The organism is Nocardia wallacei, from assembly GCF_014466955.1.
Lineage (GTDB): Bacteria > Actinomycetota > Actinomycetes > Mycobacteriales > Mycobacteriaceae > Nocardia > Nocardia wallacei.
Window position 1 is genome coordinate 4957916 of record NZ_AP023396.1, and the last position, 26359, is coordinate 4984274.

Annotated in this window: 25 protein-coding genes and 1 pseudogene; 15 read left to right on the top strand and 11 right to left on the bottom strand. The window is 67.3% G+C overall.

Going from position 1 to position 26359, the window contains the following annotated elements; all coding sequences use genetic code 11:
• Positions 1–2 precede the first annotated feature (2 nt).
• Positions 3–1163 (top strand): NAD(P)-binding protein, encoded by a 1161-nt coding sequence (locus tag NWFMUON74_RS21785; RefSeq protein WP_187683684.1) that lies wholly within the window; start codon positions 3–5, stop codon positions 1161–1163.
• A 253-nt stretch (positions 1164–1416) separates the two neighbouring features.
• A complete protein-coding gene (locus NWFMUON74_RS21790) occupies positions 1417–1863 on the top strand; it encodes a hypothetical protein (protein ID WP_232110503.1) in 447 nt (148 codons plus the stop codon).
• A gap of 215 nt (positions 1864–2078) precedes the next feature.
• On the opposite strand, the gene eccB is transcribed toward NWFMUON74_RS21790, so the two are convergent.
• From eccB to NWFMUON74_RS21805, 3 genes are all read right to left on the bottom strand, one after another.
• Positions 2079–3563 carry a type VII secretion protein EccB gene (gene eccB / locus NWFMUON74_RS21795; RefSeq protein ID WP_187683685.1) on the bottom strand — a complete coding sequence of 495 codons (1485 nt, stop codon included), beginning with the start codon at positions 3561–3563 and terminating at the stop codon, positions 2079–2081.
• A 109-nt stretch (positions 3564–3672) separates the two neighbouring features.
• Positions 3673–4173 carry a DUF3830 family protein gene (locus tag NWFMUON74_RS21800; RefSeq protein ID WP_187683686.1) on the bottom strand — a complete coding sequence of 167 codons (501 nt, stop codon included), beginning with the start codon at positions 4171–4173 and terminating at the stop codon, positions 3673–3675.
• A 12-nt stretch (positions 4174–4185) separates the two neighbouring features.
• Positions 4186–5427: an aspartate aminotransferase family protein gene (locus NWFMUON74_RS21805; RefSeq protein ID WP_187683687.1), complete on the bottom strand. Its 1242-nt coding sequence runs from the start codon at positions 5425–5427 to the stop codon at positions 4186–4188.
• A 137-nt stretch (positions 5428–5564) separates the two neighbouring features.
• Here NWFMUON74_RS21805 and NWFMUON74_RS21810 point away from each other — a divergent pair, with 137 nt between their 5' ends.
• From NWFMUON74_RS21810 to NWFMUON74_RS21850, 9 genes are all read left to right on the top strand, one after another.
• Entirely contained in the window at positions 5565–7061 is a 1497-nt protein-coding gene (locus NWFMUON74_RS21810; protein WP_425343071.1) for an NAD-dependent succinate-semialdehyde dehydrogenase, read from the top strand.
• Positions 7058–8119, top strand: a complete 1062-nt coding sequence (locus NWFMUON74_RS21815) for a tartrate dehydrogenase (RefSeq protein WP_187683689.1) — start codon at positions 7058–7060, stop codon at positions 8117–8119. The genes NWFMUON74_RS21810 and NWFMUON74_RS21815 overlap by 4 nt, the downstream gene beginning before the upstream one ends.
• Positions 8120–8214: 95 nt before the next feature.
• Entirely contained in the window at positions 8215–8793 is a 579-nt protein-coding gene (locus NWFMUON74_RS21820) for an RNA polymerase sigma factor (protein WP_232110505.1), read from the top strand.
• Positions 8794–8833: 40 nt separating this feature from the next.
• On the top strand, positions 8834–9316 hold the full coding sequence (locus tag NWFMUON74_RS21825; RefSeq protein ID WP_187683691.1) for a peroxiredoxin family protein: 483 nt from the start codon (positions 8834–8836) through the stop codon (positions 9314–9316).
• Positions 9317–9459: 143 nt separating this feature from the next.
• On the top strand, positions 9460–10200 hold the full coding sequence (locus NWFMUON74_RS21830) for a YoaK family protein (protein ID WP_187683692.1): 741 nt from the start codon (positions 9460–9462) through the stop codon (positions 10198–10200).
• A 455-nt stretch (positions 10201–10655) separates the two neighbouring features.
• On the top strand, positions 10656–11234 hold the full coding sequence (locus tag NWFMUON74_RS21835; RefSeq protein WP_187683693.1) for a hypothetical protein: 579 nt from the start codon (positions 10656–10658) through the stop codon (positions 11232–11234).
• 159 nt (positions 11235–11393) lie between these two features.
• Positions 11394–14102 carry a helix-turn-helix transcriptional regulator gene (locus tag NWFMUON74_RS21840; RefSeq protein ID WP_187683694.1) on the top strand — a complete coding sequence of 903 codons (2709 nt, stop codon included), beginning with the start codon at positions 11394–11396 and terminating at the stop codon, positions 14100–14102.
• A gap of 209 nt (positions 14103–14311) precedes the next feature.
• Positions 14312–15001 (top strand): helix-turn-helix domain-containing protein, encoded by a 690-nt coding sequence (locus NWFMUON74_RS21845; protein ID WP_187683695.1) that lies wholly within the window; start codon positions 14312–14314, stop codon positions 14999–15001.
• Positions 15002–15245: 244 nt separating this feature from the next.
• Entirely contained in the window at positions 15246–15452 is a 207-nt protein-coding gene (locus NWFMUON74_RS21850) for a hypothetical protein (RefSeq protein ID WP_187683696.1), read from the top strand.
• A gap of 63 nt (positions 15453–15515) precedes the next feature.
• Here the strand turns inward: NWFMUON74_RS21850 and NWFMUON74_RS21855 are convergent, their stop codons facing one another.
• Together NWFMUON74_RS21855 and NWFMUON74_RS21860 are read right to left on the bottom strand one after the other, a co-directional pair.
• A complete protein-coding gene (locus NWFMUON74_RS21855) occupies positions 15516–16058 on the bottom strand; it encodes a dihydrofolate reductase family protein (RefSeq protein WP_187683697.1) in 543 nt (180 codons plus the stop codon).
• A gap of 426 nt (positions 16059–16484) precedes the next feature.
• Positions 16485–17549: a hypothetical protein gene (locus NWFMUON74_RS21860; RefSeq protein WP_187683698.1), complete on the bottom strand. Its 1065-nt coding sequence runs from the start codon at positions 17547–17549 to the stop codon at positions 16485–16487.
• Positions 17550–17743: 194 nt separating this feature from the next.
• On the opposite strand from NWFMUON74_RS21860, the gene NWFMUON74_RS21865 reads away from it, so the two are divergent.
• Entirely contained in the window at positions 17744–18211 is a 468-nt protein-coding gene (locus tag NWFMUON74_RS21865; RefSeq protein WP_232110506.1) for a PaaI family thioesterase, read from the top strand.
• Positions 18212–18235: 24 nt separating this feature from the next.
• Here the strand turns inward: NWFMUON74_RS21865 and NWFMUON74_RS21870 are convergent, their stop codons facing one another.
• Positions 18236–19048 (bottom strand): AraC family transcriptional regulator, encoded by an 813-nt coding sequence (locus tag NWFMUON74_RS21870; RefSeq protein WP_187683699.1) that lies wholly within the window; start codon positions 19046–19048, stop codon positions 18236–18238.
• Between the two features lie 280 nt (positions 19049–19328).
• Between NWFMUON74_RS21870 and NWFMUON74_RS36950 the strand changes: the two are divergent.
• Positions 19329–19513: pseudogene (locus NWFMUON74_RS36950) on the top strand (hypothetical protein); the annotation flags it as partial.
• A gap of 396 nt (positions 19514–19909) precedes the next feature.
• Positions 19910–20176, top strand: a complete 267-nt coding sequence (locus NWFMUON74_RS21880) for an acyl-CoA carboxylase epsilon subunit (protein ID WP_187683701.1) — start codon at positions 19910–19912, stop codon at positions 20174–20176.
• 22 nt (positions 20177–20198) lie between these two features.
• Here NWFMUON74_RS21880 and NWFMUON74_RS21885 read toward each other — a convergent pair whose 3' ends face one another.
• Together NWFMUON74_RS21885 and NWFMUON74_RS21890 are read right to left on the bottom strand one after the other, a co-directional pair.
• Entirely contained in the window at positions 20199–20837 is a 639-nt protein-coding gene (locus NWFMUON74_RS21885) for a carbonic anhydrase (RefSeq protein ID WP_187683702.1), read from the bottom strand.
• A gap of 448 nt (positions 20838–21285) precedes the next feature.
• Complete coding sequence (locus tag NWFMUON74_RS21890; RefSeq protein ID WP_187683703.1) at positions 21286–22023, bottom strand: YoaK family protein; 738 nt, start codon at positions 22021–22023, stop codon at positions 21286–21288.
• 699 nt (positions 22024–22722) lie between these two features.
• Here NWFMUON74_RS21890 and NWFMUON74_RS36955 point away from each other — a divergent pair.
• Positions 22723–23520 carry a GtrA family protein gene (locus NWFMUON74_RS36955; RefSeq protein WP_187683704.1) on the top strand — a complete coding sequence of 266 codons (798 nt, stop codon included), beginning with the start codon at positions 22723–22725 and terminating at the stop codon, positions 23518–23520.
• Positions 23521–23875: 355 nt separating this feature from the next.
• On the opposite strand, the gene NWFMUON74_RS21900 is transcribed toward NWFMUON74_RS36955, so the two are convergent.
• The 3 genes from NWFMUON74_RS21900 to NWFMUON74_RS21910 form a co-directional block, all read right to left on the bottom strand.
• Positions 23876–24343 (bottom strand): hypothetical protein, encoded by a 468-nt coding sequence (locus NWFMUON74_RS21900; protein ID WP_187683705.1) that lies wholly within the window; start codon positions 24341–24343, stop codon positions 23876–23878.
• A 677-nt stretch (positions 24344–25020) separates the two neighbouring features.
• Entirely contained in the window at positions 25021–25758 is a 738-nt protein-coding gene (locus tag NWFMUON74_RS21905; RefSeq protein ID WP_187683706.1) for a GntR family transcriptional regulator, read from the bottom strand.
• A gap of 206 nt (positions 25759–25964) precedes the next feature.
• The gene (locus tag NWFMUON74_RS21910; RefSeq protein WP_187683707.1) at positions 25965–26318 is read right to left on the bottom strand and encodes a hypothetical protein; all 354 of its coding nucleotides are present in this window, start codon (positions 26316–26318) and stop codon (positions 25965–25967) included.
• Positions 26319–26359: the final 41 nt, after the last annotated feature.

The following is a 26359-nucleotide window of genomic DNA, read 5'->3' on the forward strand; positions in this document are numbered from 1 at the left end:
GCATGAACGCACACATCACCGTCATCGGGGGTGGGCTCGCCGGGCTGACCGCGGCGATCGCGGCCGCCGAAACCGGCGCTGGGGTACGGCTTTTCGAGGCGCATCACCGCCTCGGCGGTCGCGCCCGCGCCACGCCGTCGCCGCACGTGGCGCACGACGGCGCCCATGTCTTCTACGCCGACGGCCCGCACTACGCATGGCTGAAGCGGCACGGTTTCGTCGCCGATCTGGGATGGCCGGGGCCCGGTGACTGGGGCCGCATCGGTTTCCGGGTGGATGGGCGCATCCGGAAGATGCCGCCGCTGGGCATGATTCGCGCGCAGGCGCGCGTCGGACTGCGGGCGCCGGTCGATGTCGACTTCCACGGCTGGGCCGCATCGCGATGGGGCGAGCGCACCGCGACACGGCTGGCCAACGCCATCAGCGTGGTCACCTACGACGCCGACACCGGTCGCCTGTCCGCGGCCTTCGTCTGGGGCCTGATCCGGCGGGCGTTCGGGCCCACCGTTCCCGCGGTGCGGTGGGTGCGCGGCGGGTGGCAGCGCGTCATCGACGATATGGCCGCTCGCGCAACCGAACTCGGTGTCGTGATCGAAACCGATGCCCGGGTGGAGGAATTGCCCACCGGCGGACCGGTGATCGTCGCGACGGATCTGCACGCCGCCCGCCGCCTGCTCGACGACGCCACGCTGGACTGGCGCAGCGGCCACACGGTGCTGCTCGACGTCGCCGTCACCGCCTCCCGGCGCGACCGTACCGTGGTCTTCGATCTGGACGAGGGCGGCTTCCAGGAGAGCTACACCATGCAGGACGACACCATCGCACCGCCCGGCGAGTCGCTCTACCAGCTCCAGATGCCCGTCCGCGCCGGTGAATCCGCGCCGGACGCGCATCGCCGGCTCGAGGCGTTCGCCGACCTCACCATCCCGAACTGGCGTAGCCGTACCACCTTTCACCGCACCGCGGCAGCGAAGAACCGCACCGGCGCACTCGACCTGCCCGGCCACACCTGGCGCGACCGCCCCGCCATCGACCGCGGCAACGACGTCTACCTCGTCGGCGACATGGTGGCCGCGCCGGGAATGCGCGGTGAGATCTCCATCAACAGCGCCCTCGCCGCAGCGGACCGCGCCACCGCCGCACTCGGGATCCGAACCAGCTGATCGGCGCGGCCGGCCGATGACTGTGCCCGGCCCCGGCGAGGTCGTCGTCATGGCGTTCGACCGAATCGGATCTCGTCCGTCGACAGATCCGCCGGGCACTTCCGAACCATGCGGTGATCGACCGCGGGGCCTGGTGTGGGTCCGGTCGGATCACGCACGCGGGGTATCTGGGTATGGCTTTCGGTGCCGCCGCATCAAACGGACGAAACAGGGTAACGCCGACGTAATGTTCCCTGTTCGAAGGAGGCGGCACATGTTCACTCACCACAGCAGGCGGATGCGTTCGGCGGTGGTGGTCGGTTTGATGGCGGCGAGTGCGATGTTGGCGGCCTGCGGTGACGATGACGACACCGACACGTCGGCACCCACGACCGCTCCGGTGACGATGCCGAGCACGACGACGACCACCGGTTCCGACGAGGACAAGGTCACTCCGGAGGCGGCCCAGCAGCTGTGCGACATGATCGCCCCGGAAATCGACAACTGGCGCGACCAGGGTTCGGTCGTCGGCAAGGTCAGCTTCAACGGCACGGTACAGAATTGGGCCGCGCGCAACGACGGTCTCAACGACGAGGTGATCCGCGACAAGTCGATCGTCGACGACGTCACCACCCGCACCTGTCCCGACGTGCGCGACCGGGCCATGAAGGCGCTCGAGGTGTCCGACCTGGCCTCGGCGCTGGCCGGTTTCGGCGGCTGACGACCCACATGCGCCCGTCCGCCCCGGCATCCGGTGGCCCGCCCGCCACCGGATGCCCGGTCATCCACCAACCGCAATGGCGTTCGGCCTGCTGAGTTCGCACCGATCGACACCCCGGCCGGAATATTATCCGGGGATGCGCCGAATCCGTTGTCGCCGAGGGGTTCTCGTGCAGCGAGGATGTACTCGGCGAGCCGGGCGCTGTGCCGCCCGGCTCAGTTCTGGCTCGGTTTGACCAGGGCGGGGGCGGGGTTGGCGTCGGGGGCTATGCCGTCGTGGGCGACCATCGCGTCCTCGCGACCCAGGGTCGGTCCGCCCGGCAGCAGGCCCGCGATCTGCCAGGGAGCGGGCTCGGGTTTGGCCTTCTCGGCGTCCATGCCGAGAGCCTTGGCGGCATCGGCGTCCTTGATGCCGTAGCGGACGCCGGTATCGGCGATATAGAACTGGCTGTCCTTGCGCTGACTGTCGGGCTCGATGCCGGTGGTCTGCACGAACATTCCCGAACCGGGGGTGGTGTAGAACTGGGCGACCAGACCGGGTTGGCCGGATTGGGCAAGCTGAGTGGGGCGAGTGCCGTCCGGCAGCGGGAGCCCGCGGCCGGTGATCAGAGCCAGCTCGGCCTGCTTGCCGCCGCCGGTGTTCGTGGTGCCGGTGGGCAGCGGTTTCCACTGCAGGCAGGCCACGGGCGCATCGGTGGCGGTGACGATGGTCGGCGCCGAGTCCGGGTAGTCGGCGACGGGCAACTCGGTGGATGTGGGTGTGTGCGAGTGCGTGTACGCGCTGATCTCGGTATTGCCTTGCGACGCAGTGGGACTGGCGTTGCGGATGATGTCCGCGGTCAGCGCCGAGATGTGCTGCAGCCCGTCGTGCAGCACCACGTAGTAGGTGTCGTCGGTCGACAGGTGCACCACATCGCCGATGCGGTGGCTGTCCACCGGGTGCACCGGCATCCCGCCGGGGTCGTTGATCTTCGGCGAGATGATCGGCAACGTCTCCGGAATCGCGTTGAGCAGGCCCTCGCTGACCGGGCGGGCCGGAGTGTCGCGGATATGCAGCGCGTTGACCACCGCGGGGTCGGTCGTGTCGACGCGAGCGCGCTTGTTGTCGTAGATCAGGAACGTGGCGTTCTTCCCGGCGACCAGCAGCGCCTGCCCGTGACCGGCCACGGACGCGACGTCACCGAGCGTGGGCGTGCCCGCGATCACGGTGGACGTCACCGCGGCGGAACCGTCGTTCTTTATCTGGTCGCACACCGTCCACGCGCGGCCCTTGCCGCCGGTGTCGAAATGCAGCGACGACGGCGCACCGGGTATGCCGATGAGCGCGCCGAGGTGTTTCTTGGCCAGCTCCGACTCCTTGACGGACTCCGGCTTGGCGGGATCGCCCACCGCCAGCCGGGCGGAGGCCAGGTTCAGCGCCGGGTGCACGGTGCCGTCGACGACGGCGTAGATCTGTCCGGAGTCCTTGCCCATCACGATCTTGTGATCGCCGATCTGGCCCTGCGGCCGCAGCAGCGCCAGCACCCCGGCGCCGGCGAGCGCGACCAGCGCCAGCACCAAACCGGCGACATAGGCCCGCGACTGCGACCGCATCGGGTCGTGCAACATGCGCACGTCTCGACGCACCAGCGCATGTTCCATGCGGCGCACCAGGAATCGGTACCCGGAAACCTGCCACCGGGTAGTGGGCCGGGAAGGCACGTGGATTTCCCCCTCGTCGCGATGTTCAGCCGGACAATACGGTAACCCAACTCTGCCGCTCTTCAGAACAGCAGACCCACGCAGTTCGCATCGTCGGCGCAGGCCGCTACTACTCGGAGGCCCTCGCGAAGGCGAGGGTTTCGCCTTCCACACCGCGCAGCCAGAGGTTGTTGCAGGCGGTGGCGATCTCGGCGAGGCCGTCTTCGATGGTGGCGAAGACGTTGCCGGGTACCCAGCCCTGGTCGCCGTTGATGAGCAGGTTGTTGCGGCCGTAGAACAGGGCCAGGTCCGTGGCGCCCTGGGCGTGGTGGGCCGCGGAGCCGGGTTCGTAGCCGTAGGCCGGGTTGCCGATCTCCCACGGTTCGAAGTCGAACAGGCACACGTCGCCGGGAATCGGTGTGACGGTGGGGTTTTCGCGGTGAGGGGCGGCGGTGAGGCGGGGCACCAGCGTGTACACCTCGTTGCGGGCGTACTTGGCGTGGAAGGCGTCTCCCTCCTGGGGCAGCGCGTCCCAGACCGCGGCGCAGGTCCCGGGCGCCTCGTCGTCGAGCAGGCGGGCGCGGCAGCGGACGCCGGCCTTGGTGAGCGTGATGGTGATGTAGCGGGCCATGTCGGTGTCTCCCTACAGTTCGTCCAGCACGGCGGACCAGATGCCGAGCGCCTCGTCGACCTGCTCGGCGCTCACGATGAGCGGGGGGATCATGCGGACCACATTGCTGTAGGCGCCGCAGGTCAGCAGCAGCAGGCCCTTCTCGTGGGCGAGGCGCTGCGCGGTCGCCGCGGTCGCGGTGTCGGGTTCGCCGGTGGGCGTGGTGAATTCGGTGCCGACCAGCAGCCCGAGGCCACGGACGTCGCCCACGGCCTTGGTGGCGCGGGTGCGCGCACCGGCCAGCAGTTGCCGCCCGCGTTCGGCGGCGTTGTCCACCAGCCCTTCGGATTCGATGACGTCGATGGTCGCCAACGCGGCGGCGCAGGCCACGGCGTTGCCGCCGTAGGTGCCGCCCTGGGAGCCGGGCCACGCCTTGGCCATCAGCTCGCGGGAAGCGGCGATGCCCGACAGCGGGAAGCCGCTGGCGAGGCCCTTCGCGATGGTGATGATGTCGGGCCGCACGTCGAAGTGCTGGTGGCCGAAGAACTTTCCGGTGCGGCCGAAACCGGTCTGGATCTCGTCGAAGACCAGCAGGATGCCGTGCCGGTCGGCGCGCTCGCGCAGCCCCTGGAAGAAGCGGGTGTTGCCGGGGATGTACCCACCCTCGCCCAGCACCGGCTCGACGATGAACGCGGCGGTCTCGGCGGGGGCCGACAGTGTGGTGAGCAGGTAGTCCAGTTCGCGCAGCGCGAAGTCGGTGGCCTGCTCCTCGCTCCAGCCGTAACGGAACGCGGTCGGGAACGGCGCCACGTGGACCCCGGCCATGAGCGGGCTGAAACCGGCGGAGAACCGGGTGCCGGAGGTGGTCATGGTGGCGGCGGCGACCGTGCGGCCGTGGAAACCGCCATGGAACACAACGACATTCGGCCGGCCGGTGGCCTGGCGCACCAACCGCAGCGCCGCCTCGACGGCCTCGCTGCCGGAGTTGGCGAAGAACACCGAATCCAGCCCCGCCGGCAGCACGTCGCCGAGCCGTTCGGTGAGTTGCAGCAGCGGCTTGTGCATCACGGTCGTGTACTGCCCGTGGATCAGGCTGCCGATCTGGCGCTGCGCGGCCTCGACCACCTTGGGGTGGCAGTGCCCGGTGCTGGTGACACCGATCCCCGCGGTGAAGTCGAGGTAGCGGCGGCCGTCGGACGCGTAGAGATAGCAGCCCTCGCCGTGGTCGACGGTGACCGGGGTGGCCTGCTTCAGGACGGGAGAGAGAGCCGTCATCGTGATCCGCCTTCCGGAGGGTGCGCGCCCGCACGGATTGTCTATTGTCTGATTGTCGACAATATGCATAACATGGCGAGCGGGGCCGCAGCAATGGGCTGATGTGGCCGACAGCGAACCAGGGTGAGGAGCACGCGGTGACGCAGATCGACGCGATCTCGAATCGACCCGGCGCGAGCCTGAGCGCCGACGAACGAGCGGCCATCGACAGCGTGCCCACCGGCCTCTACATCGGCGGGCAGTGGCGGGCGGGGGCACAGACCATGCCGGTGACCGATCCCGCGACCGGGCAGGTCCTGTGCGAGGTCGCCGACGCCGCGCCGGTGGACGGGCTGGCCGCACTCGAGGCGGCCGCGGCCGCGCAGGCCGACTGGGCCCGCACGCCACCGCGCGAGCGCAGCGACATCCTGATGCGCGCACACCGGATGCTGCTCGACGACGCCGACCGCCTGGGCCTGATCGCGACCCTCGAGATGGGGAAGCCGCTGGCCGAGGCGCGCGGCGAGATCGCCTATGCCGCGGAGTTCTTCCGCTGGTTCGCCGAGGAGGCCGTGCGCCTGGACGGCGGATACATGACGGCCCCGGCGGGGGGATCCCGGTTCCTGGTCGCCCGCCAGCCCGTGGGGCCGAGCCTGCTGATCACGCCGTGGAACTTCCCGATGGCCATGGGCACCCGCAAGATCGGTCCGGCACTGGCCGCCGGGTGCACGTGCGTGGTGAAGCCCGCCGAGCAGACTCCGCTGTGCACGCTGGCCCTAGCCGACATCCTGCGGGCCGCCGGGGTCCCCGCAGGCGTGGTCAATGTGGTGACCACCTCCGACCCCGGCGCGGTGATGACGCCGATGATCCTCGACGAGCGCTCCCGCAAGCTGTCGTTCACCGGCTCCACCGCGGTCGGCAAGAAGTTGCTGGAGCAGTGCGCGCAGAGGGTCATGCGCACCTCGATGGAACTCGGCGGCAACGCGCCCTTCATCGTCTTCGACGACGCGGATCTGGACGCGGCCGTGGACGGCGCGATGGCGGCCAAGATGCGCAATATCGGGCAGGCGTGCACCGCCGCCAACCGGATCTTCGTGCAGCGCGGCGTAATCGGTGACTTCGCGGAACGGCTCGCGGCGCGGATGGGGGCGCTGCCGCTGGGCCGCGGCACCGAACCGGGTGTGGTCGTCGGCCCGCTGATCGACGCGGACGCCGTGGCCAAGGTGACCGATCTGGTGGCCGACGCCCGCTCGCGCGGTGCGCGGGTGCTGCTCGGCGGCGAGGCGCTCGACGGTCCTGGAAACTTCTACCCCGCAACGGTTCTCGTCGATGTGCCCGACGACGCGCAGATGTGCCACACCGAGATCTTCGGCCCCGTCGCCAGTGTCACCCCCTTCGACACCGAGGACGAGGTCGTCAGCCGCGCCAACGACACCCCCTACGGTCTGGTCGGTTACGTGTACACCGAGAGCCTGCGGCGCGGCCTGCGCGTGTGCGAGGCCCTCGAGACCGGCATGGTCGGGCTGAATCAGGGTGTGGTGTCCAACCCGGCCGCCCCGTTCGGCGGGGTCAAGGAGTCTGGCCTGGGCCGCGAGGGCGGACTCACCGGCATCGACGAGTTCCTGGAGACCAAGTACATCGGAGTACAGCTGTGACGACCTACCGCATCGCGACCATCCCCGGCGACGGCATCGGCGTCGATGTGACCGCGGAGGCGGTGAAGGTCGTCGACGCGGTGCTGCCCGGTATCGAGTGGACCGAATTCGATTGGTCCTGTGAACAATACCTGCGCACCGGGGCGATGATGCCCGCCGACGGCCCCGAGCGGCTCGCCGGATTCGACGCGATCCTGCTGGGCGCCGTCGGGTTTCCCGGTGTGCCCGACCACATCTCGCTGTGGGGTCTGCTGATCCCGCTGCGGCGCGCGTTCTCCCAGTACGTCAATCTGCGGCCGGTGCGGTTGCTGCCCGGCACCGAATCCGCGCTGCGCGACCGCACCGCCGCGGATCTGGACATTCTGATCGTGCGGGAGAACTCCGAGGGCGAGTACTCCGAAATCGGCGGCATCCACAACCCGGGACGGCCGGAGGAGTTCGTGCTCCAGGAGTCGGTGTTCACCCGCGTCGGCTGCGAGCGCATCATCCGCTACGCCTTCGACCGCGCCCGCGAGCGCGACCGACGCGTGTGCTCGGCCACCAAGTCCAACGGCCTGATCCACTCAATGCCCTACTGGGACAGCGTCTTCGAGCGCATCGCCGCCGAGTACCCCGATGTCGAGACCCGTCAGATGCACGTGGACGCCCTGGCCGCCGAAATCGTGCTGCACCCCGACCGGCTCGACGTGATCGTCGGCTCGAACCTGTTCGGCGACATCCTCTCCGACCTCGCCGCCGCCGTCACCGGCGGGCTCGGCCTCGCGCCTTCGGGCAATATCAACCCGCAGCGCGACGCTCCCTCCATGTTCGAGGCCGTGCACGGCAGCGCACCCGACATCGCGGGTAAGGGCATCGCCAATCCGGTCGCTCAGATCCTCGCCGCCGCGATGCTGTTGGAACAACTCGGCGAGCGAGGCGCGGCCGCCGCCATCGACCGCGCCGTCTGCGAGGTCCTCGCCGAGGGCAGCATCCGCACCCCCGACCTCGGCGGCGGCGCCACCACCACCGAACTCGGCACCGCGATCGCCGAACGCGCCACCGAACTCACCGGCGGCTGACCCGGACGCGGCGAGCCTCGGCGCCTGAGCAGCCACGAACAGCGCTCGGCGGAATCGGTTCGAATCCTTTCCGGGGCGGGGACGCTCTTATGGTGGTGAGAATCGAACCGAATGCCCCCGAGAAGGTGACCGGAGTGCGGCACGGGTGGGCCGGTGAGCAGCTCGTCGCCGCTGCCCAGCGCGGTGACCAGGAAGCGATCGCGGCGATAGTGCAGGGCGCCCATCCGCACGTGCGGCGCTTCGCGTGGCGGTTGTGCGCGTCGTCCGACGATGCGGAGGACGCGGCGCAGGAGGCCTTGATCACCCTGTATCGCAAGATCGGGACGCTGCGCGCCACAACGGCTCTCGCGTCGTGGACGTTCCGTATCGTTCGCAACGAATGCCTGCGCCGGGCCCGGCGCCTGCTCGTCCACGAACCGCAGGGCCCCGCCGTCGCGATCGACGTCGTCGCCTCCGCCGAGGACGAAGTCCTGCGCCGCCTCGACGCCGACCAGCTCACCCGGGCGATCACCGAGTTGCCCGATCTGCAGCGTCGGGTCCTGATCATGCGCGATGTGCTCGGCTATCCCGGACGCGCGACGGCCGAGGCCCTCGGCCTGAGCACCGCGGCGATGAAGTCGCAGCTGCACCGCGCCCGCACCGCGCTGCGAGACAGCCTCAAGCGCAACCCGTAGTCCGCCCGACTACCGCCACCGAATCGAAGGAAGTCCCGTCATGCTCACATCCGGTTCAACCGCGCCCGCAATGGAACTCGAAGACACCGCCGGGCAGCCCTGGCGTCTGTCCGACCACCGCGGCGGGCACGGCGTACTGCTGTATTTCATGCGGTCTACGTCGTGCCCGATCTGCAACCGGCACGTTCGCGATCTCGTTGCGCGGCGCGCGGAGTTCGAGGCCGACAACATCCTTATCGCCATAGTGGTGCCGGAGGGCCGCGACCTCGGCTTGGCGTGGCAGACCGAGTGCGGGATCCCGTTCCCCGTGCTGGTCGGCTCCGCGGGAACGCCGCACGAGTCGATCGGGCTGACGCGCAAGGTCTTCGGTTCGATGCAGCAGTCCGGCACCCTCCTCGTCGACACCGACGGCATCGTCCGGCATGCCCACGGCGCCACCCTGCCCGTCAACAGCTACGACCGGAAGGGCATCGGGGCAGCCGTCCGTTCCCTGCGCGGCCGTTCGAGCCCGGCGTCGCCGTGACCGGACGCGGTTTGCGGTGCCGGATTACGTTGCCACCCTGCGCCTTCGGGGGTGGACGGGGAATTTTCACAGGCTTTTCTGAGGTTACCCTGATACGTTTTGTCCTGTTTCGCCCTATGTCAGACAACAACTCGGGGAGCTGTATGCCTGCCATGAGCCTCTTCACCGCACCGCACCGTGTGCTCGTACTCGGTTACGGATCACTGCTCGCGACCGTCGCGGGCTTCGTCAACGCCGTCGCCATCCTGACCTTGGCCATTCCGGTCGGCAACGTCACGGCCACCACCACGCAACTGGGGATGGACGCCGCCAACCCGTGGATGTTCGAAACCAGCCTGCTCGTCGCGATCATCGTCGGATTCCTGCTCGGCGCGGCAGCGGCCGGCGCGATCCTGGCGCCCGCGAAAACCCATGCCGGAGCCCGGCACAGCGCCGTCATGACCTGCGAGGCGTTACTGCTGGTGCTGGCCTTCGCCTGGTCGGGAGACCTGCTGTCGGTGTTCCTCGCCGCGCTGGCCTGCGGCATGCAGAACGGCACCACCTCCAGCCTGCGCACGATGCAGATCCGCACCACCCACTTCACCGGCACCGTCACCGACCTCGGCCTGCTCATCGGACGCGCACGCCACCACCGCATCGACCGCTGGAAAGCCACCGTCCTGGCCGCGACCGTCGTCACCTTCATCACCGGCGGCGCCGCGGGCACCCTCGCCGCCTCCCGGATCGGCGAAGCCGCACTCCTGCTGCCCGCCACCATCTGTCTCGGCATCGCCCTCGCCAGCCTCGCCTACGACCGCCAACGCCAATCCCTCACACCACCGAGCACACCCGAACCACAAACCGACCGCGACGAACAGGAACTGGTACGGACGGGAGTCTCGTAACGGGGCCCGGACGTCACCCTCGACCGACCGGGACGTTCCACGTCTCGACAGCGCAGGCTAGGTTGCGCTGCCGGAGCTGGTGATCCCGGTCGGCGTCGAGGCGGTCGCCTGAGATCTCGCGAGGGCGAATGGTATGCCGACCGGTCTCGTTCGACGCACGGTGGCCGATACGGGGAGACCGGCGATATTACCGATCCATCGACCCGAACACCCTCGGTACAATTGCGCGATAATTGCCGGACGAGCCGAGCTGACAACTCGGCACGCCGAAGTACGCGGCGATTCATCTGAGTATTCGGCAAGAAGGGTTCGGGCTCAGAAGAATGGTTCAGGCAATCCCACGGCACAGCGATGAAGTTCAGCTTCGTCGACCCGAGAACGGGCGGCAGGCACGCGATCTCGCGACGACCGCTCGCGACGTACGTGTGTACTGGGGTTTCCTCTGTGCGGCAGCGTTGAGCCTCGCCACCACCGTCCTGCTCTTCCAGCCCTGGCTCACCGCGCAGGGGCCGAACGGCCGCATCCTGGCCGACGCCTTCGGCCGGACGCAGGGCACCACCGATTCGAACACCGCCGATACCTGGGGCGAGGGCGCGTACCCGGCCCACATCAGCGGCGGCTGGGGCATTCTCACCGCCGCGGCGGCCATCACGACGATCTTCGCGGTCGGCCTGTACCTGCGCGACGGTAGCGCCTCACTGGCCCTGCTGGTCCTGGGATCCAGTGCGGGGCAAGCGCTTTCGGTGTTCTGCACGCTGCTGTACCTCAACGGCAAGAGCCAGCCGTTCAAGACCCTGGTCGAGACTTCCGGCACCGGCGGGCTGCGTGACCTGCTGTCGGGCAACGGCACTTCCAATATCCGCGAGGTCGCCAGCGTCAGCCTCGGCGCGGCGGCCATGCTCGGCGGCATCACCGCGCTCGGCTCCGTACTGATCGTGCTGACCTCCATCATGCCGATCCGCAACCACAGCCGGACCGCGACCGAACTACCCGCCGATAACGCAGATACGGACAGCGGACGGAATGTGCGCTGAGCATTCGTTTCCGTACAAGACAGACGGTCCTGCCGGATGGTTGTCTGCCGACATGCGGAGGCTGATCGAATCCGACCACATCTCGATCGACGGGCTATTGCCCGAGACGACTCTCACGCAGGTCACTTCCATCCGCATGGGATAACACGGGCACTGCGTATGTTGTATGGTCGCGAAAGAGAACAGGAGGTATTTACCGGCCTGTTGTATCGTGCGCGCACCGGACATGGCGCTGCGGTCGATCTGACCGGGGAACCGGGCATCGGCAAGACCGCACTCATGGACGAATTCGCGGCGGCGGCATCGGGTGCCTCGGTGCTGCGTGCGACGAGTGTGGAAACCGAGGCCGAATTCGGCTACGCGACGTTGCATCAACTGCTGTTGCCGGTGCTGAACCGCATCGATCGGTTACCGACTCCGCAATCCGATGCACTGCAGATTGTGTTCGGACTCGCCGCGGGCCCGGCTCCCGAGCGATTTGCGGTCGGTCTCGCGACGCTGTCGCTGTTGTCGGATCTGGCCTCCGACGAAGCGGTGGTGTGCTTGGTGGACGATGTGCACTGGACCGACCACCTTTCGGCGGGTGTTCTGGAGTTCGTCGGCAGGCGGCTGGACACGGAGCCGATCGTGTTGGTGCTGGCATCGAGAACGGGCGAACGATCGGCCGTCACCTTCTCCGACGCCGTGGACATGCCATTGGGCGCACTGGATCGTGCGGCCGCGACCCGTCTGCTGGTGGAGCGACGCGGAGTGCGCCTGTCGCCGGCCCAGCAGGAAGTTGCGCTGGATGCGACGGCCGGCAATCCGTTGGCGATTATCGAGTTGCCGAGCGATGCCATCCGTGCGGGGGTATCGCCAGCGGCGCCGGTGCCCATGGCGCACACATTGCGTGCGGCTTTCCTCGCACGGGTGCGTCGGCATTCTCGGCCCGTTCAGCGGCTGCTGTTGCTGATCGCGGCAGCCGGTCAGGTGCGGCGCGGCATACTGGAACTGGCAGCCGCCGAGTTCGAGGCGGCGCCGGTGGCGGAGCTGGCTCGACTGGGTGAACTCGTCCGGTCCGAGACGGAGCTGATCGCCTTTCGTCATCCTCTGATCCGCTCGGCCGTCTACTACGATTCCACCGCGTCGGACCGTCGGGATGCGCATCGCGTGCTGGCTGGGGCGATGCAGTCGGCAGCGATGGACGTCGAACGCTCCGCGTGGCACCTCGGACAGGCGGTCGATGGTCCGGACGACGTGGTCGCCGGACAACTCGACCGGGCCGCCGGTCGCGTCGAGGTCAGTGTGGCTACCTCGGCCGCGCTACTCGCCCGCGCCGGAGAGCTGAGCACGCCTGGGCCGCGTCGTTCCCGGCGGTATCTCCGTTCGGCGACCGGGTGGTGGAACAGCGGGGATTTCGACCGCGCGATGCTGATGCTCGAGCTGATGGACCGGGAAGGGCGGCCTGAGGAGTCATTACGCCGGGACGCCGTGTGGCTGCGGGCTTCGATGGAATTGCAGACCGGCATGCCGGGAGACGCGGTCGCGATGTTGCGCTCGCTGTTGCCGACGATGGCGGAAGCTGAACCACTGCAAGCGGTTTCGTTGCTGATGCTGTTCGGCGAAGCCGGTTTTCACGCGAACCTGCCCGTCGAATGGGGCCACGTCGGAAGCATCGCCGAGAAATTGCCGATATCCGGCGAGCGGGCTGCCGACACACTGGTGCTGCTGTTGCGAGGAGCATGTCGGGCGCGAACCGGGAGACCGCACGGATTGACATCGCGCGAAAAGGATCTCGCTGAGCTGCTCACCGATCCGGTGATGTTGAACTGGGCAAGTGGACTGCTGTGGGCGATGGGTGACCGCGAGCGGGGTCGGCGATTGAATCGGGTGGCCGTCCAGCGTGCCCGGGACACCGGCGCAGTCGGGCTGTTGGTCTGGGCCTTGCAACGCGGCGTGATCGATGACATCGCGCGCGGGCGATTCCGGGCCGCGGAGGCTGCCGCGAGCGAGGGCCATCGCCTTGCCGACGAGATCGGCCAACGCAACGTCAGCTGCTGGCACCGCAGCTCGTTGGCCGTACTCGCGGCCTCGAGGGGACAGGAGCGGGAGGCACGTGATTTGGCCGGCGAGGTCTTGGCCGAGGCGATCCCGCGCCGGCTCGCGATTGTCGTCGCCGCGGCCAAGCGGGCGCTCGGACTGCTGGACTTGACGGCCGGCCACGCGAATTCGGCGTTGAACCATTTCCGACCGGCATACGACTCCGTTCAGCCGGAGATGCTGTCGATGTATACGCCCGATTGGGTCGAGGCGGCAGTTCGAGCGCACAGACCCGATCTGGCTGTCGACGCTTTGGAGCCATTTCGCCGGTCCGCGGCAGGCGCGCCCGAACGCAGCGCAGTAGCGGCGCGATGCGAGGCGCTGCTGGCTGGACCCGAGGACGCCGAGGCCGCGTTCCGGCGCGCGCTCGCGTTGCACCGAAGCGATGAGCAGCCGATGGAAACCGCTCGGACCCAGCTGCTGTTCGGCGAGTACCTGCGCCGGCACCGGCGCAGGGCAGAGGCCCGTCGGCCACTACAGTCCGCACTCGAGACGTTTGAGGCACTCGGCGCTGCCGGTTGGGCCGACCGCGCCCGCGCCGAGCTACGCGCGGCCGGGAAGGCCGTAGCGCCGTCGGTGAAATCCCCTGGCGCTGGTTCGCTGACCTCCCAGGAAGTGCGAATCGTACACGCGGTCGCGGAAGGGTCTACAAATCGCGAAATCGCAGATCAATTGTTCCTCAGTACACGCACGATCGACTATCACCTGAGCAAGATCTTCAAAAAGCTTGGCGTACGGACTCGCTCCGAACTCATCCGCGCTACCCTCTCCCGGCCCGATATTTCCTGATCGGCATCGAAGGCTCGGATCGAGACAGCCTCGCCACGGGTGGGGCTCTTCACACGCGCTGTCGGGCTCCCTGTCGTCCCGGGAGTCTCCGCGTCTCGCCTGCCTGGCAATCATGCGGTAAATGAGACATATGCCCGGTGTTATCGTTCGATATCCGCGGGACATGGCCACCGAGTCTCCCACAAGCCAAGACGCACCGAAGGACGCTGATGGGTCTGGTCTTCGACACGCTCGCTGGCGAAATCCCCCTGGTGCGCCGGGTGTGGTCGGCGCACTGTGAGGCGACGACGGCTTTCAATTCCGTGGTCAAGAGCTCGACCCTGATCTCGTTTGCGCGCTACGGCCACCTGGTGGAGGTGCATGTACACGGCCCGGAGTCTGCGGCCACCCGGATGCCGTGCCCGGAGGGCTGGGAGTTCTTCGGTGTAGAACTGCAACCCGGTGCGTATCTGCCCCTCTATCCGCCCTATCGCCTGGCCGACCACCGGGACGCGCAGGTACCCACCCCTTCCGGCGACCGCGTCGTGTTGGATAACCAGGAATGGGAGATGCCCACCGAGCAGAACGTCGATGTCTTCGTCGGCAGGCTCGCGCATGCGGGTTTGCTGGTCTTCGATCCGCTCATCGACGCGATCCGGCACGGCGAACGACCACGAGCCATGTCGGAGCGGACGGCACAGCTCAGGTTCCGAAGGGCCGTCGGTATCTCCCACCGCAAGTTCGCCAGTATCGAGCAGGCACGACGTGCTGCGCGGTTTCTCACGGACGGAGGATCGATCGCGGACGCGGTCGCCGTCGGCGGCTACTACGACCAGCCGCATCTCACCCGGGCGATGCGCTGGGCGACCCGCCACACCCCGGCCGAGCTGCGAGCCCGCGTCTCGCCGCTGGCGTTCTGAGCTCAGTCCGCCGGTCACCTCGCCCCGAGGACGTCTCACAGCCGTATTCGGTTCGATACAAGACCAGCGGATCCCGCTCGGCTTCAATGCGAGGCATGCCGAAGCTGATCGAGGTCGACCGTCGCGGCTCCGGTGATTCCTGCTCCCCGGCATCAGCACCACCGTCATGAACCCGTCCGGGGAGACCTCATTGGCGGCACTGTCGGGCCGGCATACCCACCGAATCGTCGAGAAGGACCGGCGCATGGGAAAAGTCATCGTCAACGAGCTGGCGCACACCCTCGCTCAGCACAACCTGGTCGACGAATTCTGGTTCTGGGTCAACCCGCACATCTGGCCTACCGGGCCACAGCTCCTCCGCGGCGTCGGCCCCATCCGTCTCGAGCTGATCGCCGCGACGCCGTACCGATCCGGTGTCGTCTGGTCGCGGTACCGACCAGCCGACCTGTGAACCCGAACGCTGCGAACCCACAAGCGGAGTCCCGGCCGCTGCGCACCCTTCCGCCCTATTCGGTTATCGGTTCGGTGTGTAGGCCAGTACCACCACGCCGTTGCCGAGTTCGGTCACCCGGGCCAGGTCCATGGCGGTGGTGCCGATGCCCGACAGCAGCGATTCACCGGACCCGGCGACGAACGGAGAGACACCCACATGCAACTCATCGAGCAACCCCGCCTCGGCGAGCGCGCGACTGAACGGGCCGTTGCCGTACTTCACCAGGGTGCCTTCGCCGGACTCCTTGAGCTTCGCCACGGCCTCCACCGCGTCGCCGGTAAGTACCTCGGCGTTCCAGGTGGTCTCGGTCAGCGTGGTGGAGGCGACGTACTTCGGCAGCGAATTCACCTTGTCGGCGAGGTCGCCGGTCATCGTCGGCCAGGTCTCGGCGAAGGATTCGTAGGTCAGCCGTCCGAGCACCAGCCCGACCGCCGACTCCAGCAGCCCGAGCTGATACGCGAAATGGTTGTCGTTGGGGGCGACGTTCATCTGCGCGGCCCACCAGTCGTCACCGGAGAATCGCCCATCGATAGAGACGTGGTCGAATTCGATCAGTTTTCTCATGTCCGACAGGCAATCACGCGGCTGACCTGCTTGTCTTGTATCGAAACGAAACCTCGGCAGGCGCGCCGGCCGAGTCCCGGACGACCTCGAGCGGACGTCGCGGATTCCCTGAGAGGGCGGCCGAACCAATCATGTCGGGCGAGATGGATGCCATGCGCCAGGCACACCTTCGGCCCACCGGCACCGGTTCCGTCTGATAGATCAACGATCGCAGATACCCCAGGCCCATCAATCGTCACCAGATAATCCCTCGTATCAGTAAATCGCCGGTCCGGCCGTGGATAGCAGCTGGGCCACATCGGGTTTCGAGGCCACGGTGAGTCTTGTCGGTCCACGGTCGCGGGCGATGACCATAGCTGAGCGGGTTCGAGGGGTGATAGACCAACGTCACAGCATCACCAGGGCGGTCGTTGATCCGCCGGGGCCTCAGGGCTGCAGCAGTGTGGTCACGACTCGTTGGGCGAACTCGCGGGCGGGAACGGGTAGCGGGGTGTTGGCTCCGCTGGTGCTGATGCGCAGTGGTGGTTGTCCCGGCGCTGCGGTGAGCCGGGCCGCGTAGGCGCCCTCGTCGAGGGGCAGGAGCTGCCCCGGGGACACGGATTGCACTCCGGTGAAGGCTGTTTGGGGGTCGAACATGATCGTGTAGGACCACCAGGGGTCGTATCGTCCGGAGTGTTCGTCGGGAGATCCGCCGGTGTATCCGACGATGCAGTAGTCGTCGTTCGGTGCGATGGTGGCGTGCGGTGGCAGTGGGCCGAGGACGTCGAGTGCCACAGTGCACAGCCGATTGGTCCGAACCTGCACGGCGAGATCGAAGATGCCGACGCCGGGCGTCGTCGGCGTCGGGACGAACACCTGGTATCCGGGAAGCCGCGGTCCCGGCGAGATGAGGCGGGGGACAACGGATTCGGCGGCTCGGACGGCGAGCGATTCGGTACTGTCGACCCGGTGGTTTCCCGAAGCCGGGGACATCGTGAGATAGAGCCGAGGCTTGAAGTTCAGGCCGGTGGGCAGATCGTCGACGAGCAGGACCGTCAACTCCGTGCCCGCGACCAGATCTCGGGTGGCGGTCTTGACCTCACCCGTGGCCGGCCTGCCCGCGATCGGCGATCGTGGGTTGCCGATCGCGGCCTCGGTCATCGCCAGCCGTGCCCGCAGTCCGGTCGTGTACACGCCGCAGGAGCCGTCCTCGAGTCGACGCAGGATCGGCGGTTCACCCAGGATCGCCTGCCATTGCTGCGAGGTCGCGGCGGCGCACAGCACCTGTGCCCGGGCCTCGGCCGGTAGGTCGGCGATCTGCTGGCCGGTCGGCATCGCGACGGCACGCGCGGGATAGTCTGTCGGATCAGGTGGTGGTATCGGCGCGATCGATGTCGACGCTCCCGCGGTCGTGTCCTGCCGGGCAGAGGCGTCGTCACTCACCGCGCAACCGGCCGAGACGAACACAATGGCGATCGCGGCGACCACGAGCCGCGCACATCGTGGACCCAAGACGGTGCTCCTTCCGGTATCGGCAAACCCGGCAAGTTCCGGGCTCAGTCGACTGTCACCCCGGCGCCTTGCCGAGCCCTTAACAACCGCTGCGGCCTTCCGGTCACCGAGGACTTCGGGCTTGCCGCCGGATCGTCGATCCGGGTGAAAATTGTTCAAGACGTCGGTCGCGGTGCCTTCCTACGGTCTGGTGTATGACGAATGAACGAGTGCTGATGGTCGGTCGAGGCCGACCGGGTGAGTTCTGGGCAGGCGTCCGCGGTGAGGCGCCGATGCCTCCGGCGGCGCGCACCCTCGGGTTGGAGTTCGTCGATATCGATCCCGAGGAGGGCACGATCGAGCTCGCCTTCTCCGCGACCGAGGCCTTCACCAATCCGATGGGGCAGGTGCTCGGCGCGTTTCTGGCGGCGATGCTCTACGACACTGTCGGTCCCGTTCTGCTGGCTACGCTGGGCCCGGAAGAATTCCAGTCGACGCTCGATTTGAATGTGCGTTTCCTGCGGCCGGTGCGCCCGGGACGGATCGCCGGCCGCGGGCGCGTGGTCCACCGCGAGGGCGACATCGCCCAACTGGAGGCGTCCCTCGCCGACTCCGGCGGCGCGGTTCTCGCCACGGCCACCGCCACCGCACGGGTGATCCGGTTCGGCGAGATCACCGTCTGAGGGTGGGACCGCAGTCGCGTCGGCTCACGACCGATCGGCGGCGATCTCGCGGCGGTGGTACTGCAGCGGCGTTTCACCGGCGAATTCGCGGAACTCCCGGGTGAGATGCGGTTGGTCGGCGTATCCGTAGGTGGCGGCGAGGTCGGCCAGCCGTGGTCGCGGGGACCTCAGCAGGCGCTGCCGCAATCGGTCGAACCGAATCAGCCGGGCCGCCGTTTTCGGTGTCAGCCCGACGTGATGGGTGAATCTCGCGATCAGGTGTTTGTGGCTCCATCCCACCTCGTCGGCGATAGGGCCGATCGTCATCGCCCCACCGCTTACAGTCAGCAGCGACCAGGCCCGCTCAACCTCCCGAGGCGGCCGCCGACCCTCGTCGGCTCGCTCGAGCAGAAAGGTGTCCAGCAGCCCGAATCTATCCTGCCAGCACCGGCTTTCCCGGATCCGGTCGACGGTGTCGCGGAACCGACGGCCGGTGAGGTCGGACAGATCGAGCAGGCAATCCCGCAAGTAGATTCCAGGAGTATCCAGCACGGCGCATGCGGCGAGGGGATGCAGCGAGAACGCGAGATACGAAGGCGCGCAAGGCCCTTCGACCGGGAAACACCGGTCGCGGGGACCGAGGACGAACTCGGGCGGCCGATGCGGGGAATCGGCCAGCTTCACCACCAGCCGCACCGCGGTACCGGCGGGCATACTTCCCCGCTCGTGCGGAGAGCCGGTACACGGGTAGCCGTGATAGCGCCGCACCAGCAACCCCCGCAGCCCCGGGTGCGGCAACGCCTCGACACGCCGCGGTCGGTCGCGCTCCGGCGTCGTACCGCCACCACGTACACGCATCTCGAGTCCTGGTCCCTCCCAGCCGACTCCGACACCGCGGAGCCGCCATGACAACTCCCACGCCGATCGGCTGATACCAGCGCCGGTCCGATGCTACCGAGGTTCGAACGTCGTTTCGTGACAGCGCGCCCGAGCAAACAGGGCCGCCCTGGGCGCAGATCTTCGGCCGACGGTCGACGACCACGGCGGCCACGTGGGCCCGGCACCGTGTGCGGGCAGCCATCATGCGAAGCGAATGGTGTGAGCCCTGCCCGGTGCGGTGCGGTGCCATGATCGGTCCGTGGGTACCGAGTTCGTCGGATCGACGCCGTGGAAACGCATCAGCGCCACACTGACCACCGCGGGTCCCCGCGCCGCGGCGATCGCCTATCTCGGCATCGACGGACCTCGGCTGCTGCGGGGATTGCGGCGCGGAGATCTGTTGGTGGTCAACGCATCCAAGAAGCAGTCGCCGCGCACGCCACGCGTGACCTACCGCCGCCACCCTCGTGTCCCCCGGCGCGAGCGTCGTCCCTCTGTGTGGCCATGCCCGAGCGACCGTGCCGGGGCGTTAATTATTGGCGCACAGGGGCTTTCGTGATCAGAGAGACGCAACGGTCACGGTTTCGGAACGACAGCCACGCGCTACATCACCTGCGGGGACGTCGGGCAGCGCTCGCGCGACGAGTAGACGAGTCGAGCAGAAACGAGGAGCTTCGCGGCAGGCACTGCCGAGCCGAGCGACCTCCCATTGATAGAGACAGCCACGCCGAGCAGCCATTGGACTGGAACAAGTTCTAGTAATGTGGCGGGCGGGATGCCGGGTCCCGCGGCCGGCCGGGTGCTGCGGTCGGTGGCAGCGCGGCGGTGAGGAGCGGTGTTATGACGGTGGCGGACTACGGCGGCGTGCGGCACGGTGCGGGCGAGGCCGAACGGGCGGCACCGGCGGCGATCCGGATCCTCGGGGGGCGGCCCGACGCCGAGGAGGTCGCGGCGCTCGTGTGCGCGCTGGCGGCGGTCCGCGCGTCGGTCGCCGCCCCGCGTTGTCCGGTCGGTGTGCGCGACGGGTGGGGTGAGCCGTGGCAGGGACACCAGGTACTGCCACCGACCTCGTCCGAGGCACTCGGCCGCGCCCGCTACGTGTCCTGAGTGTGATGTCCGGGGAGGTCGGTCAGAGTGCGATGGGTGCGGTGTTCTCACCGATGTCGCCGAGAACTCCGCGCAGCTGAGCGCGGCCGTCGGCGAGCTTGTAGGTGACCCCGGCGATCGCGCATTCTCCGGCGGCGACTCGCTCGGAGATGATGGTGGAGCGCTGGGCGAGCAGGCGGCTGGTTTCCACGACATGGCGGGCTTCGATCTCGTCGACACCGGTCAGGCCGTCGCGTCGGCCGAGCAGCACCGACGGGGTGACTCGTTCCACGACGCTGCGAATGAACCCGCCGGGCACCGCGCCGCCGTCGAGAGCATCGATGGTCGCGCGGACCGCGCCGCAGCTGTCGTGGCCGAGCACCACGATCAGCGGCACGTTCAACACCGCGATGCCGTATTCGATCGAGCCCAGCACCGAGGAGTCGATCACATGACCGGCGGTGCGGACCACGAACATGTCGCCCAGACCCTGGTCGAAGATGATTTCGGCGGCCACCCGCGAGTCGCCGCACCCGAACAGGATCGCCGAGGGTTGTTGCCCGGCAACCAGTTTCGCACGATCCGCGGCGCCTTGTCCGGGATGCTGCAGGGCGCCGGAGACGAACCTGTCGTTGCCGTCACGCAGAGATTTCCAGGCCGCTTCAGGAGTAAGAGAAGGCATGTGTCGGATGTACCACATCCGCGTGGTGCGGGCGAGCCACGGACGCGGCTCGCAGGCGCGAGGCGTGGCGTGGCGACCGGGAGGCAGTCCACCGACGGTGGCGGCGTTGTACGAGACATTGGCGCGGATCGGGGCCGAGGCTATCTGCGTGCCGACAGGATGCGGCTGTCGATCCCGGCAGAACTCGGGTTCCCCGCGTCGGAGCACCAGCCGACGCCGCCGGGCTGCCGCAGATCGTCACCACCATCAGCATGTCGATCACTGGCAGGGCTGGAGAGAGATACCGGTGAGGTCGTGACCGAGCGGAGAGTCCGCCACGCCGGGACCGAGCATGTCGTGACGATCGGCAGACCGTACGCGGGTCCCGGCGGGAAAGCGTTGCGCCCGTTGGTGATCGACGGGCACGCGAGAACGTCCTCCTGCCGCCGACACAGGCACGTCGCCGGTGTTACGAGGCTCGGCGAAGCTCCGGTTCGTCGCGGTATGCGGGTAGCGCCGCTACGGGTTCGCTCGGGGGTGCGAGGAGCTGTCTTCGGCGGTCGTAGGCGAGTCCGGCAACTCCGATCATGACGCAGACCGCGGCGGGCAGCAGCAGCGCCGCCTCACCGGCCCGGCTGCCCACGATGGTGCCCGCGACGCCTCCGGCGATGAATGTGACGACGGTGGCCGACAGCACCGTCGCCCGCCAGGTGTCGAACTTGTGGCGGCGGGATCGTCCGATGAGCAGGCCGAGGTCGGTGACGGTACCGGTGAAGTGGGTGGTACGGATCTGCATCGTCCGCAAGCTCGAGGTCGTCCCGTTCTGCAGGCCGCATGCCAGCGCGGCCAGGAAGACCGACAGCAGGTCCCCCGACCAGACGAAGGCCGCCACGAGCAGCAACGCCTCGCCGGTCATGACGGCACTGTGCCGGCCCCCGGCATGGCTGCTCGCCGGTGCCAGAACCGCGCCGGCCGCCGCCGCTCCCAGCAGGAATCCCATGATGATCGTGACCAGCAAGCTGGTTTCGAACATCCATGGGCTGGCGGCGTCCATCCCCAGCTGGGTGGTCGTGCCGGTCACGTTGGCGACCGGGATCGCCAAGGTCAGGATGGCGACGGCATTGACGAAGCCCGCCACGGTCGCGAGCAGTGATCCGTAACCGAGCACCAGCGCACGGTGCGGCGTGATGAAGCTCATGGCAGGCATACAGCTCCCCTGAGTTGTTGTCTGACATAGGGCAAAAACAGGACAAAACGTACCAGGAGCGCCACCGAAGGTCCTGTGAATATTATTTGCAACGCCGGGAAGTGCAGTGCCGCAACCTATTCGAGGCCCAGGCGATCGCACTTGCCCGACACGGCGAAACATCCTGCGGCACAACCTATTCGACGAACAGCTAGACGTGCGCCACAGGCGCGACAGTATGGAAGTCACCGTAACCATCTGCTGCCGGGCCGGTGTCCGTTCTCCCGCAAGTCCGAAGCTGCCCGTCGGTTCGCCGGATGCTGGAACCACCCCTGGACTGTCCGCCCTGCGGTCACCCCGCGCAGCCACCCGCCGGGTGTAGCGCTACCACACCAAGGTGCCCGGAGTGATCCCTGGCGCTGCCTCGTCGTCGACGCGGGTGTCCCGGCTGGAGTGGGCGTACCAGGTCCAGGCGACCTCGCCGCGACAACGGGAAAGCCAACGGCCGGGCACACACCGGATCCCATATACGTATACTTCTACTTGTAATTGGAATGATTGGCCCGTCGGCACCGGGAGGGTGATCGCGTGACCAGGCCGAGCGCCGTTCCGGTGGGTACATCAGGTCTGTGTCAGGCCGGTGTCAGCGGGACTGGCGACTGTATCCGGGTGGACAGCATGGCAATTGCGGCTTCCGGGCCGCGGGAGACGTATGGGGACATGGCGATTCTCGACAGCGTCGCCCCGACGTTCTGGACCGTCCGTCACCCGATGCCGGGCGCGGAATGGCTCGACCGCGTGCGACGGTACCTGGGCAGTGCACACACTTTGGCCCAGTTGACCCGTTTCGCCCTGGTCGGCGGCTTCAGCAACATCGCCTATGTCCTGCTGTTCGTTGCCATGACGCAGAGTGGTCCACTGGTCGCCAATATCATCGGATCGATAGTGAGCACGATGATCGCGAACGAATTGCACCGGCAGCTCACCTTCCGTGCGGCGGGGCGGGTCGGCTGGTTCACCGCACAGTGGGAAGGCGGCGGGTTGGCGCTGCTCGGCCTGCTGATCAGCACGGCGGCACTGGCCGGTCTCGAGTTCTGGGCGCCCGGCATCGGCGAGATCACGCAGGCGGCGGCGGTCGTCGGTGTCATGGCGGTGGTTGGCGGTCTGCGCTTCCTTGCACTGCGCGGCTTCGTCTTCCGGAACGCATGCCGAGAGACGTCTCCAACCTGCCCAGCCCCCGCCCCGAAGGACCGTTTGCACCCTCACTATTCGGTGCTACTGCCCACCGGTAGCCGACGACGCTGTTCCCCTCGCGCACCGGAACCCACGCAATCCCAACAACTTCGGCAGGATCTGACGTGCGGCCCGCGGCAACAACTTCGCCTGGGTGACGCCACGCACGTTCCGCCGGGGCGCCGGAACGGCGATCGACCACGCGCACGAGGACGCCGGTCGCGCCGGCCGACAACTCGGCAACACCAAGGACATCGCCCGGATCCATTACATCGACGCACCTGAGGTCGTACCGGACAACCGCGACGTCCTCGAACGCTGGGCACGTGGCGACCGGCCGCCGAAAGTGTGAGATTTTTGTGAGACACGCTCGAATCGAGCGGCACTCACAATCGGCAAAGGCCCCTTCCGACCTCGGCCGGAAGGGGCCTTTTCTGTCGGGCTGACAGGATTTGAACCTGCGACCACCTGACCCCCAGACTCATCATGGTGATGTCTGCGCACGTCAAGCGCGTTATTCGTAGTTCCCCTGCACGCCGTATGTGCTGGTTGTGCACCCCGACGCATGACGTGTGGCCCCAAATTGGCCCCAGTGATGCCTTGTTGATGCATAGGCATCAATACCGGCTCCCACAGCGTGCTAGTGGACTGCATCGATCGACGCAATCGCGTCGCGTATGGCCTTTTCGGCCTGAGCGCGTTCGTCTCGTAGTAAGAATTTCTTTTCGACCGCTGGTCGGAGTGTCATCAACTCACTGTCAGTCGTGGTCGAGCGGGCTAGGTTGGCCAAATGCTCGCTTTGCAGCTGCGCAGCTTCTCTCCACGTTCGGAGGAAGGCACCAACGATTGCTGCGTTTGGTTGAAGCTCACCAGCGAACCGTTGATCTGCTATCCGCTGATCAACGGTCAATAAGCTTTGCTCCCAGGTGTAGCAGTCGGCCGGTGGCTCCGGAATCTTCGGAAGACCCTTCAGTCCCATCTTGAGTTCAGGGATCCCCGCAACTGCCGCATCGATCCTCTCTAGCTCGCCGCGAAGCCGCTCACGGAGCGCCTTCTGGTCAGATCGCAACTCGGCTTTGCGGCTCCATGCACGATCTTTGTGCGCCATGTATGCGTTATAGATTCCAAGGCCGAGCGTTACACATACTCCGGCAAGCGCCACGACAGTCCCTCGCGCCTGCCAGCCTTGTTCAAGCCACCAGTTCCACACTGGACAATGATGCCGTACCGACATCTCCCCTGACGGCTTACCCCCTCGTTGTGGTCGTTACTTCCGGGATGCGTCCGAAAAGCGGGAATACCTCGCAACTGACGCAACCACCGCAAACCCATCGCTTACGCGGAACCGAACCACCGCACTGAGCGCGTCCTGACGCGCGAACACGCCGCCGAAGGCAGGCGGACAATCCCAACGCGACCACGCACTCAACGCAACGCACGGCACCCAAACCCCCTTCTTGTGGTTATCCCTTCTGACACTCTCCCCAGCCCCTCTCAACCAACACTGGCTCTTCTCACCACTGGCCGAGACTCCCCCTCTCTGTCTCTTTAGAGAGGGGGAGTCTCGGCCAGTGGTGAGAAGAGCCCTGCGCCGAAGGCGCAGATCAGAGGGCATGGGAGCGTGCAAGTGCCCGGACCAAACACGCGAATTTCTGTCCCGAGCAGTTCCCGAGCAATTCCCGAGCAATTCCCGGGTAGTTCCCGGCCAGAAAGAGAGGCCCAGATGGAGGATCGCTCCACCTGGGCCTCTCCCACCATCCGCAATGCGGCTTGTGGTGAGCGGTGTCAGTCGAATCGCTGCTCAGCGCTCAGTTCGCGGCCCGGCCCCAGGTAGTCGACAGCGAACTCTGTCGGGTCTCCGTTCTGGTCCCAGTAGAGATTCGTCATGGTCAAGCGCTCCGATTCGGGATCAACTCCGAGGATCTCAGCGACATCGGAGGGCGCCGGCCGAATCGAGATGACATCGCGACGGCTAACGGCGCGGCGGCCAGTTCGATCCTCAATCAACCCGAACGTCATCTTGGGGAGCGGCTCGGTCGATAGGAGTTCTGGCGCGGCGTCACCCAACTCGCCCGGCAACCAGGACGTCGACACTGTGACGACTCCCAGATCGTCGCGGTAGACACGTCGGCGACGGACAACCGGCGATCCCTCCGGCACTCCGAGGGCTTCAGCGACGTCGGCAGGCGCGGTCACGACCTCCGCGCTTGTCACTTCGACCGACTCACCCGACCGGTACCCGTTGCCGGTGGCCCGGAACATGGCCAGTCGGTCAGGGCCCGTGGTCTGTTTGTGCGCGATGGAAACGAACGTTCCCTGGTTGGTGCTTCGCACGTATCCGTCTGCGCGCAGGACGTTCAACGCTTTTGCGGCCGTTGCGGACGCTACCTGCCATCCTTGCGAGACCTCCGCAACCGACGGCAGTTTGGCTCCTTCGGGAAGCTCGCCGTTCTTGATCTTGGTTCGAAAGTGCTCGGCGATCTGTACATATGGCGGCGCGGGCCGGTCCAGGCTCGGCGACATTCGCAACATCCTCCCTCGCGGTAGCGAGCTAGTTGGCGAATCCAGTCTACCACCTGGCGTTTCCATAGCGTTTGAGCCGTGTACTAGCTCGCATGACGTTCGCCTGCTAGCATGCGGGTTGTACTGAAAAAGCTCCCCGGCAGTGTCCAGCTACCGGGGAGCCCAGCACCAAAGCGGGTTGCAGCCCGCTTCAGCATTTCCGCACTTCAGATCCATAGGAAGGTCCCTGAAGCATGTCCAGTGTAAATCGATGGTCCGGCCTGGATGACAACGCAGCGGATGCGCCGCGGTCGTCCGAGGTCGATGAGATCGCTCGTGATGCCGGTCGTACGGCGCGGCACGTCGGGTCGGCAGCTGCCGGATTGGTTGCCGGTGTCCGGCAGGTCGATGCGAGTCGTGAGCGGGAACGCGCGGCGCGGGTGCGGGCGGTGGCCGATGCCGCCGAACGGGTGTTTGCGGCGGCGCATCCGGACCGGGGCGAACGCGTCCGGGCCCGCCGTAATGCCGATGCGGTGTATCTCGCGATGAGCCGCGACACCGATGAGCTGATCGAGCAGCATGCGGCCTGGTACCGCGAGTGGAACGCTGCCCAGCCTCGTAA

Bases quoted from the DNA above. Each gene is read 5' to 3' on its own strand.
- NWFMUON74_RS21910 (WP_187683707.1), bottom strand. From the start codon at position 26,318: ATGCTGCTCGATCAGCTCATCGGTGTCGCGGCTCATCGCGAGATACAC.
- NWFMUON74_RS21865 (WP_232110506.1), top strand. From the start codon at position 17,744: ATGACGAATGAACGAGTGCTGATGGTCGGTCGAGGCCGACCGGGTGAG.
- NWFMUON74_RS21900 (WP_187683705.1), bottom strand. From the start codon at position 24,343: ATGGCGCACAAAGATCGTGCATGGAGCCGCAAAGCCGAGTTGCGATCT.
- NWFMUON74_RS21805 (WP_187683687.1), bottom strand. From the start codon at position 5,427: ATGACGGCTCTCTCTCCCGTCCTGAAGCAGGCCACCCCGGTCACCGTC.
- NWFMUON74_RS21845 (WP_187683695.1), top strand. From the start codon at position 14,312: ATGGGTCTGGTCTTCGACACGCTCGCTGGCGAAATCCCCCTGGTGCGC.
- NWFMUON74_RS21790 (WP_232110503.1), top strand. From the start codon at position 1,417: ATGTTCACTCACCACAGCAGGCGGATGCGTTCGGCGGTGGTGGTCGGT.
- NWFMUON74_RS21785 (WP_187683684.1), top strand. From the start codon at position 3: ATGAACGCACACATCACCGTCATCGGGGGTGGGCTCGCCGGGCTGACC.
- NWFMUON74_RS21800 (WP_187683686.1), bottom strand. From the start codon at position 4,173: ATGGCCCGCTACATCACCATCACGCTCACCAAGGCCGGCGTCCGCTGC.
- NWFMUON74_RS21890 (WP_187683703.1), bottom strand. From the start codon at position 22,023: ATGCCTGCCATGAGCTTCATCACGCCGCACCGTGCGCTGGTGCTCGGT.
- NWFMUON74_RS36955 (WP_187683704.1), top strand. From the start codon at position 22,723: ATGGCGATTCTCGACAGCGTCGCCCCGACGTTCTGGACCGTCCGTCAC.
- NWFMUON74_RS21855 (WP_187683697.1), bottom strand. From the start codon at position 16,058: ATGAGAAAACTGATCGAATTCGACCACGTCTCTATCGATGGGCGATTC.
- NWFMUON74_RS21870 (WP_187683699.1), bottom strand. From the start codon at position 19,048: ATGCGTGTACGTGGTGGCGGTACGACGCCGGAGCGCGACCGACCGCGG.
- NWFMUON74_RS21905 (WP_187683706.1), bottom strand. From the start codon at position 25,758: ATGTCGCCGAGCCTGGACCGGCCCGCGCCGCCATATGTACAGATCGCC.
- NWFMUON74_RS21830 (WP_187683692.1), top strand. From the start codon at position 9,460: ATGCCTGCCATGAGCCTCTTCACCGCACCGCACCGTGTGCTCGTACTC.
- NWFMUON74_RS21880 (WP_187683701.1), top strand. From the start codon at position 19,910: ATGACGGTGGCGGACTACGGCGGCGTGCGGCACGGTGCGGGCGAGGCC.
- NWFMUON74_RS21840 (WP_187683694.1), top strand. From the start codon at position 11,394: ATGTTGTATGGTCGCGAAAGAGAACAGGAGGTATTTACCGGCCTGTTG.
- NWFMUON74_RS21825 (WP_187683691.1), top strand. From the start codon at position 8,834: ATGCTCACATCCGGTTCAACCGCGCCCGCAATGGAACTCGAAGACACC.
- NWFMUON74_RS21885 (WP_187683702.1), bottom strand. From the start codon at position 20,837: ATGCCTTCTCTTACTCCTGAAGCGGCCTGGAAATCTCTGCGTGACGGC.
- NWFMUON74_RS21850 (WP_187683696.1), top strand. From the start codon at position 15,246: ATGGGAAAAGTCATCGTCAACGAGCTGGCGCACACCCTCGCTCAGCAC.